Origin of the sequence: Skermanella stibiiresistens SB22 (genome assembly GCF_000576635.1) — a bacterium.
GTDB lineage: Bacteria > Pseudomonadota > Alphaproteobacteria > Azospirillales > Azospirillaceae > Skermanella > Skermanella stibiiresistens.
The window spans coordinates 395,923-416,298 of sequence record NZ_AVFL01000001.1; the positions used below are offsets into that span (position 1 = coordinate 395,923).

Annotated in this window: 14 protein-coding genes; 3 read left to right on the plus strand and 11 right to left on the minus strand. The window is 67.7% G+C overall.

Annotated features, from left to right (window positions below; translation table 11 throughout):
• Positions 1-67: 67 nt before the first annotated feature.
• The 3 genes from N825_RS01725 (at position 68) to N825_RS01735 (ending at position 3,270) form a co-directional block, all read left to right on the plus strand.
• A complete protein-coding gene (locus N825_RS01725; RefSeq protein ID WP_084164159.1) occupies positions 68-1,228 on the plus strand; it encodes an extracellular solute-binding protein in 1,161 nt (386 codons plus the stop codon).
• Between the two features lie 64 nt (positions 1,229-1,292).
• Positions 1,293-2,378, plus strand: coding sequence for an ABC transporter ATP-binding protein (locus tag N825_RS01730; protein ID WP_037446058.1), 1,086 nt, complete (start codon positions 1,293-1,295; stop codon positions 2,376-2,378).
• A 7-nt stretch (positions 2,379-2,385) separates the two neighbouring features.
• Positions 2,386-3,270: an ABC transporter permease gene (locus N825_RS01735; protein WP_037446059.1), complete on the plus strand. Its 885-nt coding sequence runs from the start codon at positions 2,386-2,388 to the stop codon at positions 3,268-3,270.
• 36 nt (positions 3,271-3,306) lie between these two features.
• On the opposite strand, the gene N825_RS38630 is transcribed toward N825_RS01735, so the two are convergent.
• From N825_RS38630 to N825_RS01790, 11 genes are all read right to left on the minus strand, one after another.
• Positions 3,307-4,848 (minus strand): VWA domain-containing protein, encoded by a 1,542-nt coding sequence (locus tag N825_RS38630; protein ID WP_051511395.1) that lies wholly within the window; start codon positions 4,846-4,848, stop codon positions 3,307-3,309.
• Between the two features lie 22 nt (positions 4,849-4,870).
• On the minus strand, positions 4,871-6,274 hold the full coding sequence (locus N825_RS01745; protein WP_157618929.1) for a hypothetical protein: 1,404 nt from the start codon (positions 6,272-6,274) through the stop codon (positions 4,871-4,873).
• 36 nt (positions 6,275-6,310) lie between these two features.
• Positions 6,311-6,802 (minus strand): hypothetical protein, encoded by a 492-nt coding sequence (locus N825_RS01750; protein WP_037446061.1) that lies wholly within the window; start codon positions 6,800-6,802, stop codon positions 6,311-6,313.
• 11 nt (positions 6,803-6,813) lie between these two features.
• Entirely contained in the window at positions 6,814-7,548 is a 735-nt protein-coding gene (locus N825_RS01755) for a hypothetical protein (RefSeq protein ID WP_037446062.1), read from the minus strand.
• 95 nt (positions 7,549-7,643) lie between these two features.
• On the minus strand, positions 7,644-9,230 hold the full coding sequence (locus N825_RS01760) for a formylglycine-generating enzyme family protein (RefSeq protein ID WP_051511396.1): 1,587 nt from the start codon (positions 9,228-9,230) through the stop codon (positions 7,644-7,646).
• A gap of 3 nt (positions 9,231-9,233) precedes the next feature.
• Positions 9,234-10,502 carry an FtsX-like permease family protein gene (locus N825_RS01765; protein ID WP_157618930.1) on the minus strand — a complete coding sequence of 423 codons (1,269 nt, stop codon included), beginning with the start codon at positions 10,500-10,502 and terminating at the stop codon, positions 9,234-9,236.
• Positions 10,499-11,221, minus strand: a complete 723-nt coding sequence (locus N825_RS01770; RefSeq protein WP_198038142.1) for an ABC transporter ATP-binding protein — start codon at positions 11,219-11,221, stop codon at positions 10,499-10,501. Before N825_RS01770 ends, N825_RS01765 begins: the two co-directional genes overlap by 4 nt.
• Positions 11,218-13,221, minus strand: a complete 2,004-nt coding sequence (locus N825_RS01775; protein WP_157618931.1) for a vWA domain-containing protein — start codon at positions 13,219-13,221, stop codon at positions 11,218-11,220. The genes N825_RS01770 and N825_RS01775 overlap by 4 nt, the downstream gene beginning before the upstream one ends.
• Entirely contained in the window at positions 13,218-14,321 is a 1,104-nt protein-coding gene (locus N825_RS01780; RefSeq protein WP_037446065.1) for a tetratricopeptide repeat protein, read from the minus strand. The genes N825_RS01775 and N825_RS01780 overlap by 4 nt, the downstream gene beginning before the upstream one ends.
• Positions 14,322-14,342: 21 nt before the next feature.
• Complete coding sequence (locus tag N825_RS01785) at positions 14,343-17,072, minus strand: virulence factor SrfC family protein (protein ID WP_037446066.1); 2,730 nt, start codon at positions 17,070-17,072, stop codon at positions 14,343-14,345.
• Positions 17,073-17,094: 22 nt separating this feature from the next.
• Complete coding sequence (locus N825_RS01790) at positions 17,095-20,154, minus strand: virulence factor SrfB (RefSeq protein WP_037446067.1); 3,060 nt, start codon at positions 20,152-20,154, stop codon at positions 17,095-17,097.
• Between the last annotated feature and the right edge of the window lie 222 nt (positions 20,155-20,376).

Sequence of the window (20,376 nt, forward strand, 5' to 3'; positions counted from 1 at the left end):
GGCGCATAGTCCGGCGGCCACGGATCAGGAACGACGTGGCGAGAACCGCTCTGGGAGAACAAGAGACATGACTGACGCATTGGAAAAAATGTCCAGCCGGGCGACCCAGCTTGCCGCCAAGGCCTTCACCCGCCGTACCCTGCTGAAGGGCGCCGCCGCGGCGGGTACCCTCGCGGCGGCCGGTCCGTTCATCGCCCGGGCGGCGTCGGGCGAGCTCAAGGTGTTCGCGTGGTCCGGCTACATCTCGCCCGAGATGCTGGCCGATTTCGAGAAGAAGACCGGCATCAAGCCGAGCCTCACCGAATACGCCACCAACGACGAGTTGCTCAACCAGCTGCGCGCGTCGGGCGGGGCCGGCTTCGACATCATCATGCCGACCGTCGACCGCGTGCCCAACTATGTCGAGTACGAACTGGTCCAGCCGCTCGACGAGTCCAAGGTCAAGTTCGACGGCTGCATCGATTCGGCGGTCAAGGGTTCAGCCGGGATGGGCGGCGTGGTCGCCGGCAAGCGCTATCTGGCGCCCAGCGACTGGGGAACCGAGGCGATCGCCTATGACGGCTCCGCCGCCAACCTGAAATACGGCGAGGCCAGCTATGGCGACCTGTGGAAGCCGGAATACAAGGGCCGGGTCACCGTGCGTGGCCATTCCAGCCTGATCGGCATCGCGCTGTGGCTGGAATCCCAGGGCAAGCTGCCCCATCCGGTGCGCGAGCAGTTCACCGAGGAGAAGAAGGCGCGCGCCAACTTCGACGCCATCATCAAGGTGGCCAGCGAGAACAAGGCGTCGGTCGGCCAGTTCTGGTCCAACGAGAACGAGGCGCAGGGCGCCTTCCGGACCAATGGCTGCGTCATCGGCCAGACCTGGGACAGTTCCGCCGCCAGCCTCGGCAAGGAGAAGCTGCCGGTCAAGTTCCTGGCTCCCAAGGAAGGGGCGCTGGCCTGGATGGAAGGCTTCTGCGTCACCAAGGGCGCCAAGAACCTCGCGCAGGCCTATGAATGGATCAACTGGTACTACACGCCGGAAGCCGGCGCCATGTACTCCAACCACACCAGCATCAACACGACCTCCAAGGGCGCCGAGGCCCATCTCAGCGACTTCAACAAGGCGTTCTTCGCGGCGGCCTATCCGGGCGACGCCTTGGACAAGCTGTGGTGGTGGCCGATCCAGGAGGCGTGGTACGTCTCGATCCGCAACGAGTACCAGGACCGCTTCCTGGCGGCGTGAAGACCGGAGCCCGCCCCGGCGTTTATGACAAGCGCCGGGGCGGGATTCCCAAGTACGAGGTTCCATGAGCCAGGATATCGAACTCGACCACGTCACCATGCGTTTCGGCGCGCTGACGGCGGTCTCCGACGTCAACCTGACCATTCCGGCGGGGGAATTCTTCAGCTTTCTCGGGCCATCCGGCTGCGGAAAGACCACGATCCTGCGGATGGTGTCCGGTTTCATGGAACCGACCTCCGGCGCCATCCGGATCGGCGGCAAGGACATGGCCGGCATCGGCCCCAACAAGCGCCCGACCGCCCTGATCTTCCAGAACCTCGCGCTGTTCCCACTGATGACGGTCGCGGAGAACATCGGCTTCGGGCTGGAGGTGCGCGGCGTCGCGTCAACCGACCGGCGCAAGCGGGTCAAGCAGCTGCTGGAGCTGGTGGCGCTGCCGGACACGGCGGACAAGAAGGTGACGGAGCTGTCCGGCGGCCAGCGCCAGCGGATCGCCATCGCCCGCGCGTTGGCGGTGGAGCCGGCGGTCCTGTTGCTGGACGAGCCGCTGTCGGCGTTGGACCTCAAGTTGCGCCAGCACATGCGGTCCGAACTGCGCGACATCCAGAAGCGCACCGGCGTCACCTTCATCTACATCACCCATGACCAGGGTGAGGCGCTGACCATGTCCGACCGGATCGGTGTGATGTCACGTGGCGTGCTCCAGCAGGTGGGCGACGGACGGGCGGTCTACGACGACCCCGCCAGCGCCTTCGTCGCCTCCTTCGTGGGCGAGACGAACCGCTTCACCGGACGCGTCATCGCGGCGACCGGCGGCAGGGCCGCGATCGACACGCCGGCCGGCAAGATGATAGGACGCAACCCGCGCGACCTGAGGGAGGGCGATCAAGCCATCCTGTTCGTCCGGCCCGAGCGGGTGCGGGCCGCCGACGGCGCGGCGGAGAACAACGTGATCGACAGCCGGGTCAGCCATCAGGAGTTCGAGGGCGCTTTCGTCAACATCTTCCTGGAGCCGGTCCAGGGCCGTCCGATCGTGTTCCAGACGGCCAACGCGGGCAATGGCCCCGGCTGGGAGGAGGGTGCGGCCGCGCGGGTCAGCTTCCGCCCGGAGGACGCCGTCGTCCTGCCACCGTCCGACGATATCGAGTGAGGGCGCCATGAGCGAGGTGCTGCGTCGTTACGGTCCCGTATTGACCGCCGTCATCGTGGCGCTGTGCGCCTTCTGGGTGGTCATGCTGGTGGTGCTGCCCCAGTTGCTGATGATCGATTTCTCGCTGCGGCCAAGCCTGCCGCCGTCCCGCGTCGGCGGTCCGGACGATGTCTACACGGTCCAGAACTACGTGACCCTGTGGAACAACACCATCCACCGGAGCATCTTCCTCCAGACCATCTGGGCGAGCGCGCTGGTGACGGCGCTGACCTTCGCGGTGTGCTATCCCGTGGCCTATTTCATGGCGCAGGTGGCGAAGCCGAAGACGTTGCCGCTGATGATCCTGCTGCTGGTCATCCCATTCTGGATCAACGAGCTGCTGCGGACCTTCGCCTGGTACATCATCCTGGCCTTCAATGGACCGCTGAACCAGGCTCTGGTCGGCCTTGGCCTGATCGACCAGCCGATCCGCTTCCTGGGCAGCCCGGCCGGCGTGATCGTCGGCATGGTCTATGTCTACATCCTGTTCATGGTGTTCCCGCTCTACAACGCCATCGAATCGCTCGACCGCAACCAGATCGAGGCGGCGCGCGACCTGGGGAGCGGCTGGCTGCGCATCCACCGGCGCATCGTCATTCCGCATGCGAAACCAGGCATCGCGGTCGGCTGCATCATGACCTTCATGCTGGCGGCGGGAAGCTACGCCGTGCCGGCCCTGCTCGGCGGCCCCAGCAGCCGCTGGTTCACCGAAATCATCTACAACTGGTTCTTCGAGGGCGGCAACTGGAACCAGGGTGCCGCCTACGCCTTCATCCTGCTGGTGCTGTGCGTCGGCTTCATCCTGGGCATGATGAGGCTCTTCAAGGTGGGATTGACCGACGTCGCCAAGTAACGCGGCGTCCACCGCCGCCCCCCGTCGGTGATCCTGTCAGGGGCGGCAGCTGGCGGTGTCGACCTCCTTGGTGGCCGTTTCCAACAGGTCGTCCAACTGGTTGACCGACTTTGGCGAGAACATCCGGCCGCCCGATGGACCGACGATGCAGCTCCGCTCGCCCGAGCCGAAGACATCCACCAAGTTGATCTTGACCCCCGGAATCGTCTGGGCGAGTTGCCGCGCCGTGGCGCAGGGGTCCTGGCCGCAGCTGTCCTCGCCGTCGGAGATCACGACGATCAGGCCGGTGCCTCCGCCCCGCTGGATCAACTCGCCAGCCTTTCGCAGACCATCCGCCAAGGGCGTCTCCGGCACCAGTTCGGCGTTCTGGATGATCGAGCGCAGGCGCTGGCGCTGGTTGGGCGGATAGACGCCGACGATGTCGGCGGAGGGACAGGTACCGACGGTCACCAAGCCGACATCGACATTCGGCTCCAGCCCCGTGATCAATCCATCCATGGCGGAACGCGCCACGTCGATCCGCGACACGCGGGACTGCGCCTGAAGCTGGGCGAATTCGAACCGGGCCAGCAGATCGCCGCGCTCGATCCGCTCGGCCAGCCTGTTCAGCCGGTTTGGATCGACATCGGCCGGAAAGCTCATGCTGAGCGACAGGTCGAACACCACGACGAGGTGCCGCTGGTCGCTCGGCTTGACCCCCTGCGGGCATTTCGGCAGGGCGGCCTCCTGGGGTGCGGGCGGAGGTGCCGGCGGCTTCGGTTTCTCAAGCGGAACGACCGCGTGAGGTGGCTCGGCGGGTGGCGGCGCTGGCTCGGGTTCCGGGGGCGGGGGCGGGACGGGCTCCGGCTCGGGCGGTGGCGGTGGTGTCGGCTCCGGAACGGGCTCGGGCGTGGGTGGTGGCGGAACGGGCTCCGGAGGCGGCGGCTCCTGGACGACGGGAGGTGCCACGGGTTCCGGCACCGGTTCGGGAGTCCGCCCCAGGAACCACCACCACAACAGTGCCGCGAGCAGGGCCAGCAGCAATGCGCCCAGCAACAGTCTCAGCCATGGAAAGCCCTGTGCCACGACGGGGGCGACAAGGGGGGGTGGCGGGGGTGGAACGACGGGTTCGGGGATGCGTCCAAAGGCGTTGATCGGGCCGGCACCACTTCGAAAACCCCAGAAGGCCAGCGCGAACTGGTCGCCGACGACATACAGGTGCTCGATGCTGGGGATCTCCGGGGCGGCGGCCAGGATCTGGGACATGTTGCCAAGCCGGGTATTGATGCCCGACCGCCCGAGATCCGCCGCCAGCTTTTCCAGCGCGCCGCCGATCTCCAGGCGCGCCGGGTCCAGCCGGGCGCGTTCCTCCGCGCCAAGCTCGGTCCAGCGCCGGATCGGCCCCTCCTGGCTGGTCCACCAGACGACCTCGCCATCAGGTCGGACATCGGGCCGCGCGAAGATCGCGGCGTAGCGCTGTCCCAATTGCTGGCGCACCGTCTCGACCAGTCGCGCGTGGCTTTCGAACACGGGCTTGTTGAAGACAGCCAGACCGGAATGGTCGGACAGTTGACCGCGCGCCAGGATCTGTTCGGTCACGCCCTGGTTCTCCCCATGCCCACTACTTCACTTTTTCCATGCGGACATCGAATTCGCTGCCGTCCGCCTTGTTCTTGCCGGAGCATCCGACGGTCTGATCCGGGCGCTTGCCGCAATTGGTCTCCGCGCCGCTCATGGTCGTGCCATCGGCGCAGGTCAGCGTCTGACCCTCGCGGATCGACAAATCCTTGCCCGCTGTGACGACAGCCTCGGCCGGGGCCTTGCAGGCGGTGCCGCCAGGGCCACGCACGGTCACCTCGCCCTTGCCGTTCTGGTCGAAGCGGTAGAGCTGTTCCAAGGGGCGGCCCTGCCCATCGCGGAGGCCGGACCGGCTGCGCCAGACACCTTGCATGAACGTGGCCGGACCCGGCGCGACATTGGTGCCATCGGGTAGGGCGAGCGGCGTGCCGGGAGTGCCGGCCGGCGCACCCTGGGGAGGCAGTTCCGGCAGGTTCGGTGGAATCTGTCCCCCGGTGGGGTCACTAGGCGGCTCGGTTGGGGGTGCCACTGGCGGTTCGATGGGAGGTGTGGTTTCGGGAAGCACCGGGTTGGTGCCTTCCGGAATTGTTCCTCCGGGTGCCGGTATCTCGCCCCCCGGAACGCCGACGCCTGGAATCGTCACACCCGGCGCACCGGGAACCACGACGCCGGGCACGCCTGGCATCACCGGAACCTCTTCCAAGGGGACCAGGGGATCGCGCGTGGGTTCCTCTTGTTGCAGACCTGGAATGAACGGGATCGACGGCAATCCGAAGCGCGGGGCGAACAGCCACCACAGCAGCCAGAGCAGCAGCAGGAGGAACAGCAGCGCGCCCAGCCCCACCAGCAGCCACTTCCACCAGGGCCAGCCGACGGCCGCGGGCGGCGTACCCGCCGGAATGCCCGTGCCCCCCGTCACCGGCGGGATCACCGGCGGCGGTACGGTGGGCTCGAACCGGACCATGGTCGGCGCCAGCCGCAGCGGATTGACACCGTGGGGTTGGCCCACTCCCTTGAAGCCCCAGAACGCCAGCATCGGCTGGTCGCCGACGAAGTACAGGTACTCTGGCCCGGGAGCCTCCTGCGCCTTCTCCAGCACCAGGGAGAAGTTGTTGCGCGACGAGTTGCCGGGCGTGTCGCGCAGCTTCGCGACATAGGCGGACAGCCCGTCCAGCACTTGGTTCTTGATCGGCTGGAGCCGGGCCTGCTCCTCGGGCGACATGTCGATCCAGCGGACGGCCTTGCCTTCCTTCTGGGACAGCCAGCCAATCCGCCGGCCATCTGGGTCGGCGTCAGGCCGGGGGAAGTAGTCGGCGTAGAGGGGGCCCAACTCGTTGAGCAGGGCCGTCCGGATCTGGCTGTGGCTCTTGTGGACCGGCTGGTTGAAGGCGCCATACGGCTCCAACCCCTCGGTGGATCGCTGGAGCAGTACGGTGCCAGTTCTCATTCCGGTCCTTGCCTCTTCGGTCTCTATCGGCTGTCTTTAGGACAGCGCCTGCTGCAGGGCGTTGATCTGACGTTGCAGCGCTTCCTGCTCGTCCCGCATCTGCTGGAGCTTCAGGGACTGCGCCGCGGCATCCACCGCCGAGTCGGGCGGTGGCTGGTTCGCCAAGGCGTCCCGTTCGGCGCGAAGCTGCTTCTCGCGGGCGACCAGCTTGTCGTAATCGCGTTTTTGCGCCGCCGTGGCCGATTTGGTGCTGGCAAGCTTCTTGTTGAGGTCACCCAGTTGGGATTTGGTGGCCTGGAGATCCTGGTTCAGCGACGCCTGTTGCTGCTGGAGATCGGCCAACTGCTTCTGGAGCGAGGTGTTGGTGGCGCGCACTCCCGCCTGCCGGCTTTCCGCCGCCTGCACCCGCGCCTCCGGTCCACCCTGGAATTTGTCCTGGCGTTGGCCGACATAGGTCTCCATGGCGGCGCAGCCCCCCAGCGACAGCAGAAGGAGGCCGTGCGCGAGGCTTTTGGTCAAAGTCTTCATGGGACGCTCCCTCAACCGATGCGGCTGGTGGTGATAGCCTGATTCAGCGCGTCACGCTGCTGACGCATCTGGGCGATCTGCTTTTCCATGTCGCGCATTTCCTTGGAGAAGGCGGGCGAGGTCTGGCCAGTCTTCTGCTGGGCTTCGCCATAGGTCTTCCTGGCTTCCTCCATGGATGCGAGCATGGTCTCGATCTGCTTCTTGCCCGATTCGGCCTTGGCCTTCTCGGCCTGCGCCTGCTTGAGTGATATCCTGCCGGTTTTCAGCTGCTGTTCGGCCGCCGCCAGCCGGTTCTGGTTCTCGCGCATGACGGCTTCGCTGTTCTTCAGCGCCGAGGCCATCTTTTCATTGTCGCGGCTGATGTCCTCGGTGACCAGATCGATGGTGCGGACATTCTGCTTCGATGCCTCCTGCGTCTTGGCCGTGGCGTATCCGTCGGCGGCGCCGATGACGGCTCCGACCGCGATGCCGATCAAGGCGCATTTCAGCGGGCTCTCGCGCGCGGCCAAGCAGCCCAGCGTCGCTGCGCCGCCACCGATCGCGCCCCCCATCAGGGCGCCGCCCAGGACGGTGTTGTTGAACTCCTTATTGTCGAGGCAGAGTTGCTTCTCTGCCCCGGACAAGCCTGGGTCGTCGCAACTGACGCTGGTCGTCTGGCCGCCGGTCCCGCCCGACGTCGTGGCGCAGCCGGCCACGGCGAGGCTGAGCGAAACCGCGAGCGCGATCAACCGGATGGTGGTCCTCATGTGAGCCTCTGTCTCTGGCGAGCCCAATTAGGATGGGCTGGTTCTTGTTGGTGCTGTAACGGGAGCGACAATGAGCCATCCGGGTTTACTTGAAGTTACCGGCGAAATGGCCGGCAGGCACTTGGGAACAGCGCGTTGACCTCACCGGCGCAGAGTTCCCTTCGAAGCTGTCCCTCCACTTGGTCGGCCTGCAGATCGCCGGCACGTTGATATTCCTCGCTGTCCCGTGTCACGGCCGCGACCAGGGCCGCTTGTCCGGCCGCTTGGCGCGCCTCCAACTCCTGGCGGAGGACGCGGGCCTGCTCCTCGCGGACGGTTCTGGGATAGTCGTTCAGCAGGTAGCGCAAAGTGTCGCGGTAGTAGCCGATCGTGCCCCGCAACGCCTTGATGTCGTTCGGGATCCGTGCCCTGACGGCGTCGTTGCCCAAAGCCGCCGTCTCCTCCAGGCCCAGGATCTTGCGGGTATCGACCCGTAGGTTGCCGGCCAGCCACGTGGCGAGGTTGAGGCTGGCTCGGGCCGCCCGGTCGCGCTGGTCGTTGCGGGTCTTGATGTTGGCGGCGACCACCGCCTCCAGTCCCTTCAGCCGCTGCTTGACCTGCGGGTCCTGCACGGCGCCGGCGAGGGTGGCGATCTCCTTCAGGGGATCGTCCTGGACCGGTTCCGACAGGGTGCCGGTTCCCGTAGTCTCCGGCAGCTTGCTCCAAACGCTCTGGACCTCGCGCACCCGCTCGGGCGAGGGCAGGACGGGTGGCACGAAGACGACCCGGAAGCCCACCGTCTTCTGACGCCTCGGCCCCCGCTCGTCATAGGGCGGGAACTCGTCGCGCGCCGAACTGCGGATGGCGTTGCCATTAGTCAGGAAATCGCCGCCGCGCACGACATAGCCACCGGCTTGGCCGTGCAGGCGGGACAGGCGATTGAGCCGGAACAGCTCCGCCGTCAGTTCCGACGCGTTGCCCAGGATGTCATGCAAGCCCAATGGATTGGGCTGGAGCAGGCCGATCCACTGCAACTCGTTGTTCGAGGACTCCGCGCCGCCATAATAGGCGTAGGCCGACAACGCGTCGGTCATCGGGAACAGCGGCGCCGCGAAGTCCGCTTCCGAGACCTGGGCGCCTCCACGCGCCGCGTATTCCCACTCGGTCTCGGTCGGCAGACGGACGAAGCCCGCCTGTCCCGCCTCCTTCGGCATGTCCTTCCTGGCGTTCGCCAACAGCCAGACGGTGTAGGCGTCGCCGAAATCCGCCGCCTCCCGCCATGTCACCGAAACGGCGGGCAGGCGCGAATCGCCATCCGGAGCGGCGCATTGTCCATTGGCGGCCGCCAGTTGGAGCTTGGTCACCTCGTACTTGCCGACGTAATAGGTGCGCTTGCCCTTTTCCTTCGGGTCGCTGAAGCCGCCCGCGATGAAGTCCGCCCGCTGGTTCTCCTTGTAGCCCACGCTGTCCGCCGTGCCGCCGACCGCGATCCGGCGGTCGTCCAGCAGGTCCTTGGCCGGGACGACCACTGGCCGGAACGCCATGGCCCCGCCGCACGGCATCGGCAGGACCAGGTCGTCCTTGGCCGGAACGGGGTTGTACAGATCCTCCGGCCAAGGCGTGTCCGCCGCGAGGGCGGATGCGGTCCAGAGCGACAGCAGCGCCGCAGCCAGGGGGAGGAGGGAAATGGCTGGCTTCTTCATGGTTCAGGTGTCCCGCAAGGCGGCGGCTGGTTCGATCCGGGTGACGCGGGCCGCCGCCAGCACGGCGGCTCCCATGGCGAGCAGGCAGGTGATGGCCGCCGCCAACAGCAGTTGATCCGGTTGGAGGCGGCAGGCGGCGGCCACCGATCCGATCGCCGGAAAGCGGGAATTGATGACGCCGGCGGCGGCGGTGAAAAGTCCCACCGCGACGCCGGATCCCAGCACCGCCAGCAGAAGCGCCTGGACCAGCGGCAGGCTGATCAGCCACCCCCTGCCATAGCCGATCAGCGTCAGCAGGGCCAATTCGCGCCGCTTGCGCTCCACGCCGCTCCACTGGGTCGCCGCCAGCGCCACGATCGAGCCGGCCGCCGCGAAGGCGCTGATCACGGTCAGGATCATGGTCAGGTTGGTGTTGAGCGCCTGGATCGGCGCTATGTCGTCCAGCCGGCTTACCGGCTCGACGCCATCGGCGCGCAGCCACGCGGTCAGCGGCGCCACGTCGTCGATCGTCCGGGCGTAGAGCCTGAATCGTTCGAACCGCGGCGCCTCGGCCGGAGCCGCCAAGCCGGGCCAGCCTAATTCGGGCACCGCGTAGCCGTCGCGGTAGCGCTGGACGTGGAGCACCAGCCGGTCATCGACCAGGATCGCCTTCCGCGTCTCCGCCATCCGGTCCGGTGGCAGCACCGTGGCGACGGTGACCACATGGGTCTGGGTCTCGTCCATCCCATCGCGGCGCCGCGGCACCAGAAGCTGGATCTTGTCGCCCGCCTTCGCCTGGAGCGCCCGCGCCGCGCCGAACGACAGCACCACGCGATCCAGCCCTGCGGCCCAAGGCTCACCCGCGACCGCCGCCAGCGGATCGCCCGGTCCCGTTGGAACCAGCACGCCCAGCACGGCTTCGGCCAGGGGGCGGGCCAAGGGAGTGGCCTCGACTTCCGCCGCCAGGGTGCGGGCGTCGCCGACCGCGAAGGCGACATCCGGCCGCCGTCGCGCCGCTTCCAGCCAAGCGGCATCGAACCTGTTGGCGCCTGTCACGCGCGGCACGATCTCCCGCATGGCGGGATTGTCCCGCAGGTCGCGTAGCATCTGGCCCAGGACACCCTGCTGCAACCCGAACAGGACGAGCAGCGGCGTCAGCACCGCCGCCAGCGCGAAGACCTGACAGACCGCCATGGCCCAGTCCCGCCGCATGTCGGAAACCACCAGCCGGACCATCTGACCCGCCATGCGGCTTGCCCGGACAGGGGAGGAGGCGGGGGTCTCGTCGGTCACGCCGCCACCACGCTGCCGGGTGTCTCCGCATCCCGCAGGGCGCGGCAGCGTACGATCCTGCCCTGGGCGCGCCCGGCCAGTTCCTCGTCGTGGGTGACCAGGATCAGGGCGGCGCCGATGGCGCCGGTGACGGCGACCAGCGTGTCGATCACCCGCTCGCCAAGGCCGGTATCCAGCGCCGCGGTTGGTTCGTCGGCCAGGATCAGGCGGGGAATGTGGGCCAGCGCGCGGATGACCGCCACCCGCTGGCGCTGGCCGATCGACAGTTGGGCCGGCATCCGGTGGAGCAATTCGCCGACGCCGACCGCCTCGGCCAGCCGGTCGGCCGGGCCGGGCACCTCCAGTCCCAGCAGGCGGCGGGCCAGCAACAGGTTCTCGCGGACGGTCAGATAGGGCAGCAGCCCGCCGGTCTGGAGGACATAGCCCATGTGGGCCGCGCGCAGCCGGGTCAGCGCCGCGCGGTCGCCCTTTCGCCACAACGCCTTGATGTCATGGTCCTCGCCAGCTGGGCTGAACCGGAATGTCTCCGCCCGGTCTGGCGCCGCCAGGAACGCCAGCAGGTCGAGCAGCGTGCTCTTGCCCGATCCGCTCGGCCCCAGCACCACGACCCGCTCGCCCGCCGCCACGCTCAACTCGGGCACCGACAGCAGGAAGCCGCCATCGGACGCCCGGTGCGTCCGTTCGACGCCGTTGAGCAGAAGCAGGGGGGGGCCGGTCACGGCAGCGCCGTCAGTGGCACGGGATAGACCGCGTCCTCCGGCGGAGCACCGGCGGCCAGCGTCACCCAATTGCCGACATCGTCGTGGAACCGGCGGTAGAGACGGGCCTTGATCTGGAGATCGTCGATCAGTGCCTGCTGCTCGCCCGGGTTCATGCCAAGCCAAGCGTCCTGGTCGATCGCCATCACCCGGCTGGTATAGGGCAGCCCCTCCAGGTATTCGCCCAGCAGCGCCTGGTTGAGCGCGCGGTTGTCGGTGGTGCCGACCTTGCCTGGATCGCGGCTGAGCGTGGCCGCGGCGCTCCGCAACTGGTTGAACAGGTCGCTGGGGTCGCTTTGGCCCTTGGAGTAGGCCTCGGAGAGGGCGCCCACGGTCGCCTGGAGGTCGGACAGCTGCGACTTGGACAGCAGCACCCGCACGTCCAGGCTCGCCACGGTATCGTTGGCGAAATCGCGGTCCGCCGCCCAGGCCTCGAACATCGGCGGGGCGGCGGTGCCCTTGACGCTGCCCAGATAGGCCAGCCGCATGGCGTGCCCGATCGCCGCGATATCCTCCGCCATCGGGTCGGCCGGCTTGTTGGGAGCGGCGGTCTTGGATGGCGGGGGTGGGGCGGTCAGGCCGTCGCCGGCTTCCGCCGCCTGGACCAGGGTCACCAGACTGGCGGCGAGGCTGTCGACGCGCGCGCCGAACTTCTCCACGTCGCCGGCCTCGACCGGATAATAGAGCGGCTTCCGGCCTGGGTACGTGGTCAACTCGCGGTATTGAGCCGCCCCCTTGTCGTGGTCGGCCTTGCCCTCGGGGGTCAGCAGGTGCAGCGCCATGGTGGCGATCCGCTTCTCCAGCAGGGTGATCGACAGCGCCTTGGCGTCGAGCCCGGTGGTCGAAAGGCCGCTTTTCGGATCTCGGGAACTGGCGTCGGTGACCAGAACGACGAAGCGACCGCCGAACGGCGTCCAGTCGATCGCGTTGAGGGCGGCGTCCAGCCCGGCGTAGCCATCCTCGGCGACGGCGCGGGTGGAGACCTTGGAGGCGGCCAAGCCGGCGGCCGCCTTGTCGAATTCCTCGCGGGTCTCGACCTTGTTGGGGTCGACGAACACCTTGGTCAGGTATTCGATGCCCTTGACCGCCTTGGGATCGTCCCGGTAGCCGATCAGGCCGAACCGCACCTGCTCCTGCAGTTGGGCACCCTTGATGCCGTCATAGATCCGGTTGACCGCCTCGCGTGTGCGATCGATGTATTTCTGCATCGAGTTGGAGGCGTCGACCACGAAGACGATGGCGGTGCGGAAGTTCTGCCGGATCGCCGGAGCCGGGGCCGCGGGTTGGGTGGCCGGCGCGGTTGGATTGGCGGTTGGCGTCCCCTGGTCGCGCGACGTCACGGCGGCGACCTTGACCATGCGAACGGGCCGGCCGGTCGGGAAACGCTGGCTCTTCGCCTCCAGGATCGGCAGCAGGTAGAATTGCTTGTTGATGTCGACGGCGGTTTCCGGCTCGATCGACACCAGCGGACCGGCGGCTCCCTGGCCGGGACCCGCCGTCTTGGCGGCTTCCGTCAGTTTGGCCGCCTGGGCCGCCGCGTCCTTCGCCGCGACCAGGCCGCGCAGGCCATCCTCCGCGCCGAAGAAAAGCACCCGGTCGCGTCCGGTGCGGTTGGCGAAGGCGGCGACCAGCGTATGCCGCCACGGCACCACCGCTTCCGCCGGCATCCAGCCTTCCGGCTTGCAGGCGGCGCTGGCGCCGACCCTTACCTTGGACCCATCGGAAGCCCGCTCGTAGACATAGAGGACGCTGAAGCCCGGCACCTGCTTCTCCGCGCCCCCATCCGGCGTGAGCTTGCCGCCGGGGCGCGTCAGCACGCGGTCGAGTAGTTGCGTCTTGCCCGGCTGCAACAGGGGAGCCGGCGAGCAGGCCAGCGCCGCGGTGGCGGAGCCGATGACCATCGCCAGCGCACAGGCCGCTACGCCGCGCGCACGGGAAAGCACCTTCGAACGCGGCATCATTGCGGCTGCCCCAGTTTTTCCAATTCTGTCTTGGCTCCGGCGTGGCCGAGCCCGGCCGCCTTCTGAAGCGACCGCACGCCGGCCTCCGGCGAGATACCCGGCCCCTCGACACGGCCACTGACATACAGCTTGCCCAGCCGGTACAGCCCCTCGGCGTCGTTGGCGTCCGCCGCCTTCTCGTACCAGAGTTGAGCCTTCTCGGCATCCGGCGCCGGTACGGCGCTGCGCTCCGGCGAGAAGGTTTCCGGGTCGTACATGGCGCCTATCGCCGTCGCCGCCTCCGGCTGGCCACCGTCCGCCGCCCGCCGGTACAGCAGCAGGGCGCCCTGGACCGCGTCGCGCGAGCCCTCCGCCATGTACTTCGTCGCCTCGGCCAGCGCCCCGGCGGGATCGGGGGTCGTCCGCAGGAAAGCCGTGGCGGTGGCGGTGGTCAGCGGGGCCGCCGGTGTGGGTGTGGGTGTGGGTGCCGGCGGTGTCTCCGGCGGGGCTTCCGCGATTGGCGGTTCCAGGGGGTCCGACGGCTGGCCGGCCATGAACCACCAGGCGCCGCCGCCCACCGCGAGCAGGGCGATGATGCCCGCCAAGGCGGGGACCAGCCAGTTGCGCGGCTCCGGCTCGACCGGCGTCTCGCGCCGGGCGATCACCGGATCATCGACCACCGGAGGAATTGGCTCGACCACGACAGGTTCTGGTTCCACCACCGGGGGAGGGATTGGCGTCTCCTCGATCACCGGTTTGCTTGGCGCTTCCGACGGCAGCCGGATCGCCTTCCAGCGCAGCCGTTCCTCCCCCGGCGCCTCGCCGTTCCTGTCGCGCAGCGCCAGCAGGTAGGTCACGTTGGCCTGCAGGTTCCAGGTCAGCCGTTCGTCCACCCGGATGCGGAGGATGCCCTTGTCGTCCAGTTCCGCCCCGGCGGGGGACAGCCACATCCGGGTCGTCCCCCAGGGATCGCCGGCGCCATAGTCCTGCAGGAACTTCTGCCCGTTGGGCTGGGCGATGGCGAGTTGGACGCTTCCGGGATCGATCGCGCCGCGTCCGGTGATCTGGATCAGGGCGGCGCCCGGCGCCGAGCCCGCCGGTTGGGTGACGTCAACGGCCATGGTCTAAAATCCTCGCGCGGGTCATGCTGGCCTGACCGGGCCCGCGAGCAGCCGGTCGACGGAGAGGTGTGACAGGATATCGCCCAATCGCCGGTTCGTCGCCTCGTCCAGTTCGCGGCCGCCACCATAACTGAGGTTGGCCAAGCCGGCCTGGAGAAACGCCACACCCCAATCGATGAAATAGCGCTGTTCCAGCGGCAGGGGCTCGGTGCCCAGGACGGGCAGGGCGCCCGTGACGGGCGGGGCCGGCTCGAAGACCCTGTGGTTGGGCGTGGGCGAGCCTTCCGGCACGCCGGGGCGCTGGGCCACGGGCACGTCGTGGAAGCCGATCTCGGCGACGAAGACGTTGAACGCGTTGGACGCGATCGTCACCAGCCGGTCGGCGATCTCGTCCCAGCGCATCGCGGCCAGCGCCGTCTCCGCCCGGATGGCGGCCGCCACCTTGTTGATCATTCCGACGCGGTCGGCGGCGATCACCAGTTGGTCGACCAAGTCGCCAACCGAGGCCGCCTCCAACCCGAAATGCTGGAGAAGCGGCTCCTCCTGGGGCAGGTGCCGCAGGCGGGCGACCCAGTGGCGATGAAGCTCGCGGGCGAACAAGGCGGGACGGTCGTCCAGCACCACGCGGACCGGAGCCGCCGCGACCGGGCTCCCGAAGATGTCGAACTCCTCGGTCGGTGCCTCCTCGACCTGCTCGACCTTCATCATCGCGACGTTGATGGCGATCTCGCGCAGATCCCGCTCGCTCACCATCAGATACGACAGGAACCGCGGGAATGCCCGGAACTTCTTGCGCTGGAAGGCGGTCACCAGCACCTTCCGCAGCGCCCGCAAAGCCTCCTCCTTCTCGCGCCGGGCCTCCTCGTCGACCCCGTGATAGAAGCGTTTCAGGGAGTTCCGCAGCTGCGCCACGCCCTCGCGCAGGCGCTGCTCGACCTGACCGTTCTTCAGCGCCGGGTCCGACACGGCGGTCAGCCTCTCCACGATGTGGGTGACGCCGCCGTCGTTCAGCTTCAGGATCGCGTCCCAGGCGTCGCGTGGGTCGCGGACATGGCGCTGGACCTGACCGGAGGCGAAGAACGAATCCTCCAGCTTCTGGCGGTGGGCCTCGTTCCGCCGCGACAGCGCCGCTTCGACCAGCGGCCGTTCCGGTTCCGGCGAGCCGGGCTTGGTCTTGTACTCGACCAGCCATTCCTGATCGAAATTGGGGTTGCGCAGCAGCAGCGTGTTGTCGAACGGCTTGCCGTTGAAGTTGTCGACCCAGCCGTCGTATTTGTACGGCTCCAGCAGCGAGGTATGCAGCCGGATCTGCCATTTCTGGTCGATGTCCTCGCCGGCCTTGGCCTGGAACTCGAGGTCGATCATGGTCAGGACGAGGAACAGCGAGGTCGTCGCGCGGGCACGCTGTTCGGGGGTGGCGCCGTGGGTCAGGTCGATCCAGTGGCGCACCAGGAAGCCCAGGTCCTTGACCTCGTTTGGCTTGTTGCCCATGCACAGGAGCATGGCGGTCAGCTCGCGCTCCTCGGAATAGCGCTGGAATAGGTACGCGATCTTGCCGCGCAACAGCAGTTCCAGCACCAGACCCTCGCGGCTCTCCTCCTCGGCCCCCTTGGGTCCGCTTGCCGCGCCCCCCACCGTGGCGCCGCGCTCCGGCAGTTGTGCCAGCTTGTAGCGCGACCGGGCGCCGGGAAAGTCGAGCAGGTCGGTGTGGGCGTTCATCGGCCACGGCAGCTCGTCGATCGTTATCCGAAGCTCCGCGACCAGCGTGGTCACCACGGCGCGCGGCAGCTCGACCACCTCGCCCAGCTTGCCGGCGGTGACCCCTCGAAGGCGCAGCAAATCCTTGGCATCGCCCGGCTGACCCAGCCGCTTCAACGCGGCCACGTCGATGATGCTGGTATTGCGTGGTTGCAGCGCCGTCAACTGGGTCACCGCGTCGGCGGCGTGGCCCAGCTTGTCCAGCGCCGCGACCAGCGTCTTGAACAGCTCGGTCAGGTCGTCGATGCCGCCCCACAGCACGCTGAACAGCTTGGCGCGTCCGGCGATGTCCAGGAATGGCGCCAGTTCGACCAGCCGCTCCCAATATCCCAGCGGCTGAAGCTCCTGCCAGCGGTTGCTGAAGTTCTTGCCGAAATACTCGCCGATGTCGAACAGCGTGATGTCGTCCAGGTGGCGGGCCACGGGCTGGCCCTTGCGCAATCCCTCGCAGGCCGCGACCAGCTTCCGCACCGCCTCGCCCTGGGGCCGTTCGATCTTCAGGTTGTTCTGGTCGAAGTCGCTCTGGAAGGCGTTCGACAGGATCTTGACGATGTCGGTCTCGGTCAGCAGCCGGACATCGACCGGAAAATCGGCGTCGGCGGGACCATCTGGGGGATGTACCGTGAAGCGGGTGACCAGCCCGGTGGATTCCTTGCCGCCGGACGGATTGATCTCGGTGATGAAGTCCAGCTTGTCCGAGCCGAACCGTGCCAGCAATCCCGTCTTGCCTGGCGGCCGGGCCAGCACCGAGACCAGATAGGACTTGCCCTGCTGGCTGGCGCCATAGACGCCGACGCACATGCGGCGCTCCGCCGCGCGCGACAGCTTGCGCGCGACGCTTTCCACCCGTCTGGCCTCGGTGATCAGGCTGTCGGCCTCGTTTGCGACCGAGACGGAAACGCCGCGCGTCTCCGCCACCCATGTCCTGCTCGCGCGGGCGGTGTCGGCGATCTGGTCGGCGGCGTGTTTCAAGCGGATCTGTTGGTCGTCCATGTCTTTTCCCCGGGATCCGCTCTCAGACGTCGATCAGGATGCCGGTGTCGAGCCAGTATCCGTCGCGGTTGCGCAGTGTCTGAAGCCGCATGCGCAGGGGCTGCTGCCGCCCGCTCAGCACGCCGCCGTCGCAGTCCTCGACCTCGCCGATGGCGAGCCGGTCGTTGACGACCTTCTCCGGCGGCTCGTTCGGCTTGACGCGCGGCCGCTTGGTGCTTTCCAGCTTTAGCTGGACCCGCAGCGGCGTCCGGCGCATCGCCCGGGTCCGCGCCTCCTCGTCGGCGAAGTCGATCATGTAGAGCAGGCTCGCTGGCCACCACTGGTTGGGGAATTGCCGGACACCCAGCAACAAGGGGCCGCGGAACTCGAACTTGGCGTCGGGCAGGTCCTCGATCGTCTCGAAGTCCAGATCCGCCAGATAGACGTCCTGGGCCTGGAGCCGGTTGTTGGAGTTGTTGGCCTCGACCTTGCCGACGAACCGCGCGACCGAGCGGGCGTAGAGATCGTCGCTGCGGAAGTTGAAGTTGTGCAGGTGCCCCTCCGCCAGCAGGCAGATCATGCCGCCGACCGCCGCCGTCGTCTTGGGATCGGAGATGCGCGCCTCCCGGTTCCGGAACGGGTACCATTGCCCGACCCGGAACTCGTGCATCGCGATCACCCGGTGCGCCGGCAGGGCGCCGGTCTCCATGATCGAGTCCTTGATCGCGGGGAAGCGGGACGGACGGCCCGACAGCAGCATCACGTCGACCCGGTAATGCCAGACCACCTCGGTCAGCGCCCGGACCATGTCGCCGACCAAGCTGCGGACGATTCGGTCCACCTCGGTAAGGTCGACCGGGATCGGCACGTCCATCAGCCGGAACCCGGATGCCCCGGCCTCGGTCACCGCGCGCTCCAGCGACGTTACCAGACCGGGAGGCGGCGGCGCGTCGGGGCGGAAGAAGTCGCCCAGCACGCGGGTCTCGACGGCGGGCGGGTTGATCGGGTCGTATCCTTCGTACTCGCCCAGCAGGGCGACCGCGACGGGGGCCGCGATCTGCATGGCGAATTGCTGGCGGCGCAACTGCTCCTCGGCGGTCATGTCGCCGCGGTTGCCGCCGAACAACTCCTGGACCAGCGCCTCCGCCCGCTCGCGGCCGATCGACTGCTGGATCGTGCGGGACAGCGCCGAAACCGCGACCTCACGCGCCAGCATCTGCACGATGTCGTCACCGGCCAGCGAGAAGCTCTCGCGGAAAAGCTGCTTGGGGAAGATCGTGACGTTGCTGCCCTTGCCATCGGCCCGCAGCGCCGTGATCACCAGATCCGTGGTGCCGCCGCCGATATCCAGCGTCGCCACCCGCAGGCTGTCGCCATCCTCCGAACCGTGCCCTTGGGCGTCCGCGGGACCGTTTCCCCGCACGGCGCGGATGAAGGCGCGGGCGTCACCGGAGAAGGCCAGCGCGATCTGGCTGTACAGGTAGACCACCTGCGTGGCGCTGGCCTCGTCCCATTTGAGGATGATCTCCGGCGGCGGACCCTCGATCCACTCCAGCTTGCCCGGCTCGTCGCCGAACTGCCGCTCCGCCCGTCCCAGGCAAAGATAGAGTAGGTCGCGCGCGGCTTCCGCCTTGCTCCGCAGCAATTCGCGCTCGGCCAGTGACAAGGCGGTCGGCATCGTCAGGATCAGGCGGCGCAGCCGGCGCGGCAGATCGGCGTTGCGCCGGCGTAGCCTTTGGGCCGGCGCGTTGATCATCACCAGCGCCTGGAGCAGGATCTCGGCCAAGGCGAAGCTGACGAGGTTGGAGCGGGAATAGCGCGCCAGCAGGGTCGGCAGGTCGTCCTCCCCCGCTGTCACCGCGTGCAGGGGCTTGCCGGCGTCGTTGACCAGACCGGCGAAGACGCCCTGCGCCGCGAAGCCCTCCCATTCGTCGTCCAGCGTCTGGCCGTTGAAGCGCCAGGATTGCTGGCTCGGCTCCTCGTCCCAGAGGTAGCGCTTGGGGCTGGACATGCCGGTGCGGCCCTCGCTGCCGCGCCGGGATCCCGCCATGCGGACGGCCTCGGGACCCACCCGCACGATCGTGGCCCACGAGAACGCGTCGGCCCGGCCGCTGCGGTGCGAGTGGTGGTTGAGCCCGAACCGCGCTATCGCGAATTCGAACCGGCTATCGAACGGGTCGACGTAGATCTGCTCCGGCCGCGACAAATCCCGGAGTTCCAGGCGGAACGCCCGGTTGATGTCGGCACCCCTGCTGTCGGGCTCCGCCTCCACCAGCAAGCCGCAGGTGCGGGAGTTGCCGAGGTCGAGCACCATGTCGACATCGACGAAGACCTGCTTGGCGGCGGTCACCGTATCGCTGAACAGCAGCTTGGGTAGGAAATCCAACTGGTTGAGCAGGTCGATAAACGCCACGTAGCGCGCCAGCGGCTCGTTCGGTCCGCTCATGCGGTCCAGGATCTCCTCCGGAGACAGCACCACCTCGCGCCGGTTTGCCCGGCGGCTCTCCTCCTGCTCGACCATGGTCTTGAACAGCTCGTTCAGCCAATCGCGAAGCCAAGGCTGGTTGAGCAGGAAGTTATAGAAATCAGTCTTCCCCGGTAGCGAGAAGCGCCGGCCATTGCGGGCGTCATCGGACGACGGGGCGAGATAGCCGCTGTCGGCGTATTCGTCCATCAAGCCAGTGTCCAGCGCCACCACCAGGCGGAACTCGTTGCCTCCCTTGTCGCGCTCGCCAAGCCGGACCAAGTAGGCCCGCGCCCAGTTGACCGGCCCCTGGTGGAAGGAGCGGCCGGGCTCCTCCCGGAACAGCGGGATCGGCAGCCATGTCCGCTCGACGAATTGGAGCAGCCGCTTGGTGTCGATCGCGTAGTCCTCGCGGCCGGGCGTCATCTCCTCGGCGCCGCGCCGCAGCAGGATCGGCAGCTCCTGGGCGCTCACCCGCGTGTCGGGATGGGGATCGTAGAATCCCCAGTCGGCCGGGGCCTTGGCGTTCTTCTTGCCCTCGCCGTCGATCAGGCTGAAACCAAAATCCAGGAACTGAACGCCACTGTTCGGAATAAGGCTGACGACATCCGGATAATGCGGAAGTTCGGGCAACGGCATTCTATACTCCGCCTGGAATCAACCGGTCGATAATGGTAGGGCCGGATTATGCAAGTTTCACCAAGGTGTTGGAAGCGTTATAATAGGTATGACCTTCAACATTTGGTAAAGACGCGCGCCCATGGCTTCAATATATTGTAGCTATCGAAGGTTAGTCACAACCGTATTCGTCCGGTTCCAAGGAGCCTGTGGACAGCGGGTCGGATAGGCTTCCATCCAGCG

Coding starts and splice junctions, on each gene's coding strand:
- N825_RS01730 (WP_037446058.1), top strand. CDS start 1,293: ATGAGCCAGGATATCGAACTCGACCACGTCACCATGCGTTTCGGCGCG.
- N825_RS01735 (WP_037446059.1), top strand. CDS start 2,386: ATGAGCGAGGTGCTGCGTCGTTACGGTCCCGTATTGACCGCCGTCATC.
- N825_RS01750 (WP_037446061.1), bottom strand. CDS start 6,802: ATGAAGACTTTGACCAAAAGCCTCGCGCACGGCCTCCTTCTGCTGTCG.
- N825_RS01725 (WP_084164159.1), top strand. CDS start 68: ATGACTGACGCATTGGAAAAAATGTCCAGCCGGGCGACCCAGCTTGCC.
- N825_RS01745 (WP_157618929.1), bottom strand. CDS start 6,274: ATGAGAACTGGCACCGTACTGCTCCAGCGATCCACCGAGGGGTTGGAG.
- N825_RS01775 (WP_157618931.1), bottom strand. CDS start 13,221: ATGATGCCGCGTTCGAAGGTGCTTTCCCGTGCGCGCGGCGTAGCGGCC.
- N825_RS01755 (WP_037446062.1), bottom strand. CDS start 7,548: ATGAGGACCACCATCCGGTTGATCGCGCTCGCGGTTTCGCTCAGCCTC.
- N825_RS01760 (WP_051511396.1), bottom strand. CDS start 9,230: ATGAAGAAGCCAGCCATTTCCCTCCTCCCCCTGGCTGCGGCGCTGCTG.
- N825_RS01790 (WP_037446067.1), bottom strand. CDS start 20,154: ATGCCGTTGCCCGAACTTCCGCATTATCCGGATGTCGTCAGCCTTATT.
- N825_RS01785 (WP_037446066.1), bottom strand. CDS start 17,072: ATGGACGACCAACAGATCCGCTTGAAACACGCCGCCGACCAGATCGCC.
- N825_RS01780 (WP_037446065.1), bottom strand. CDS start 14,321: ATGGCCGTTGACGTCACCCAACCGGCGGGCTCGGCGCCGGGCGCCGCC.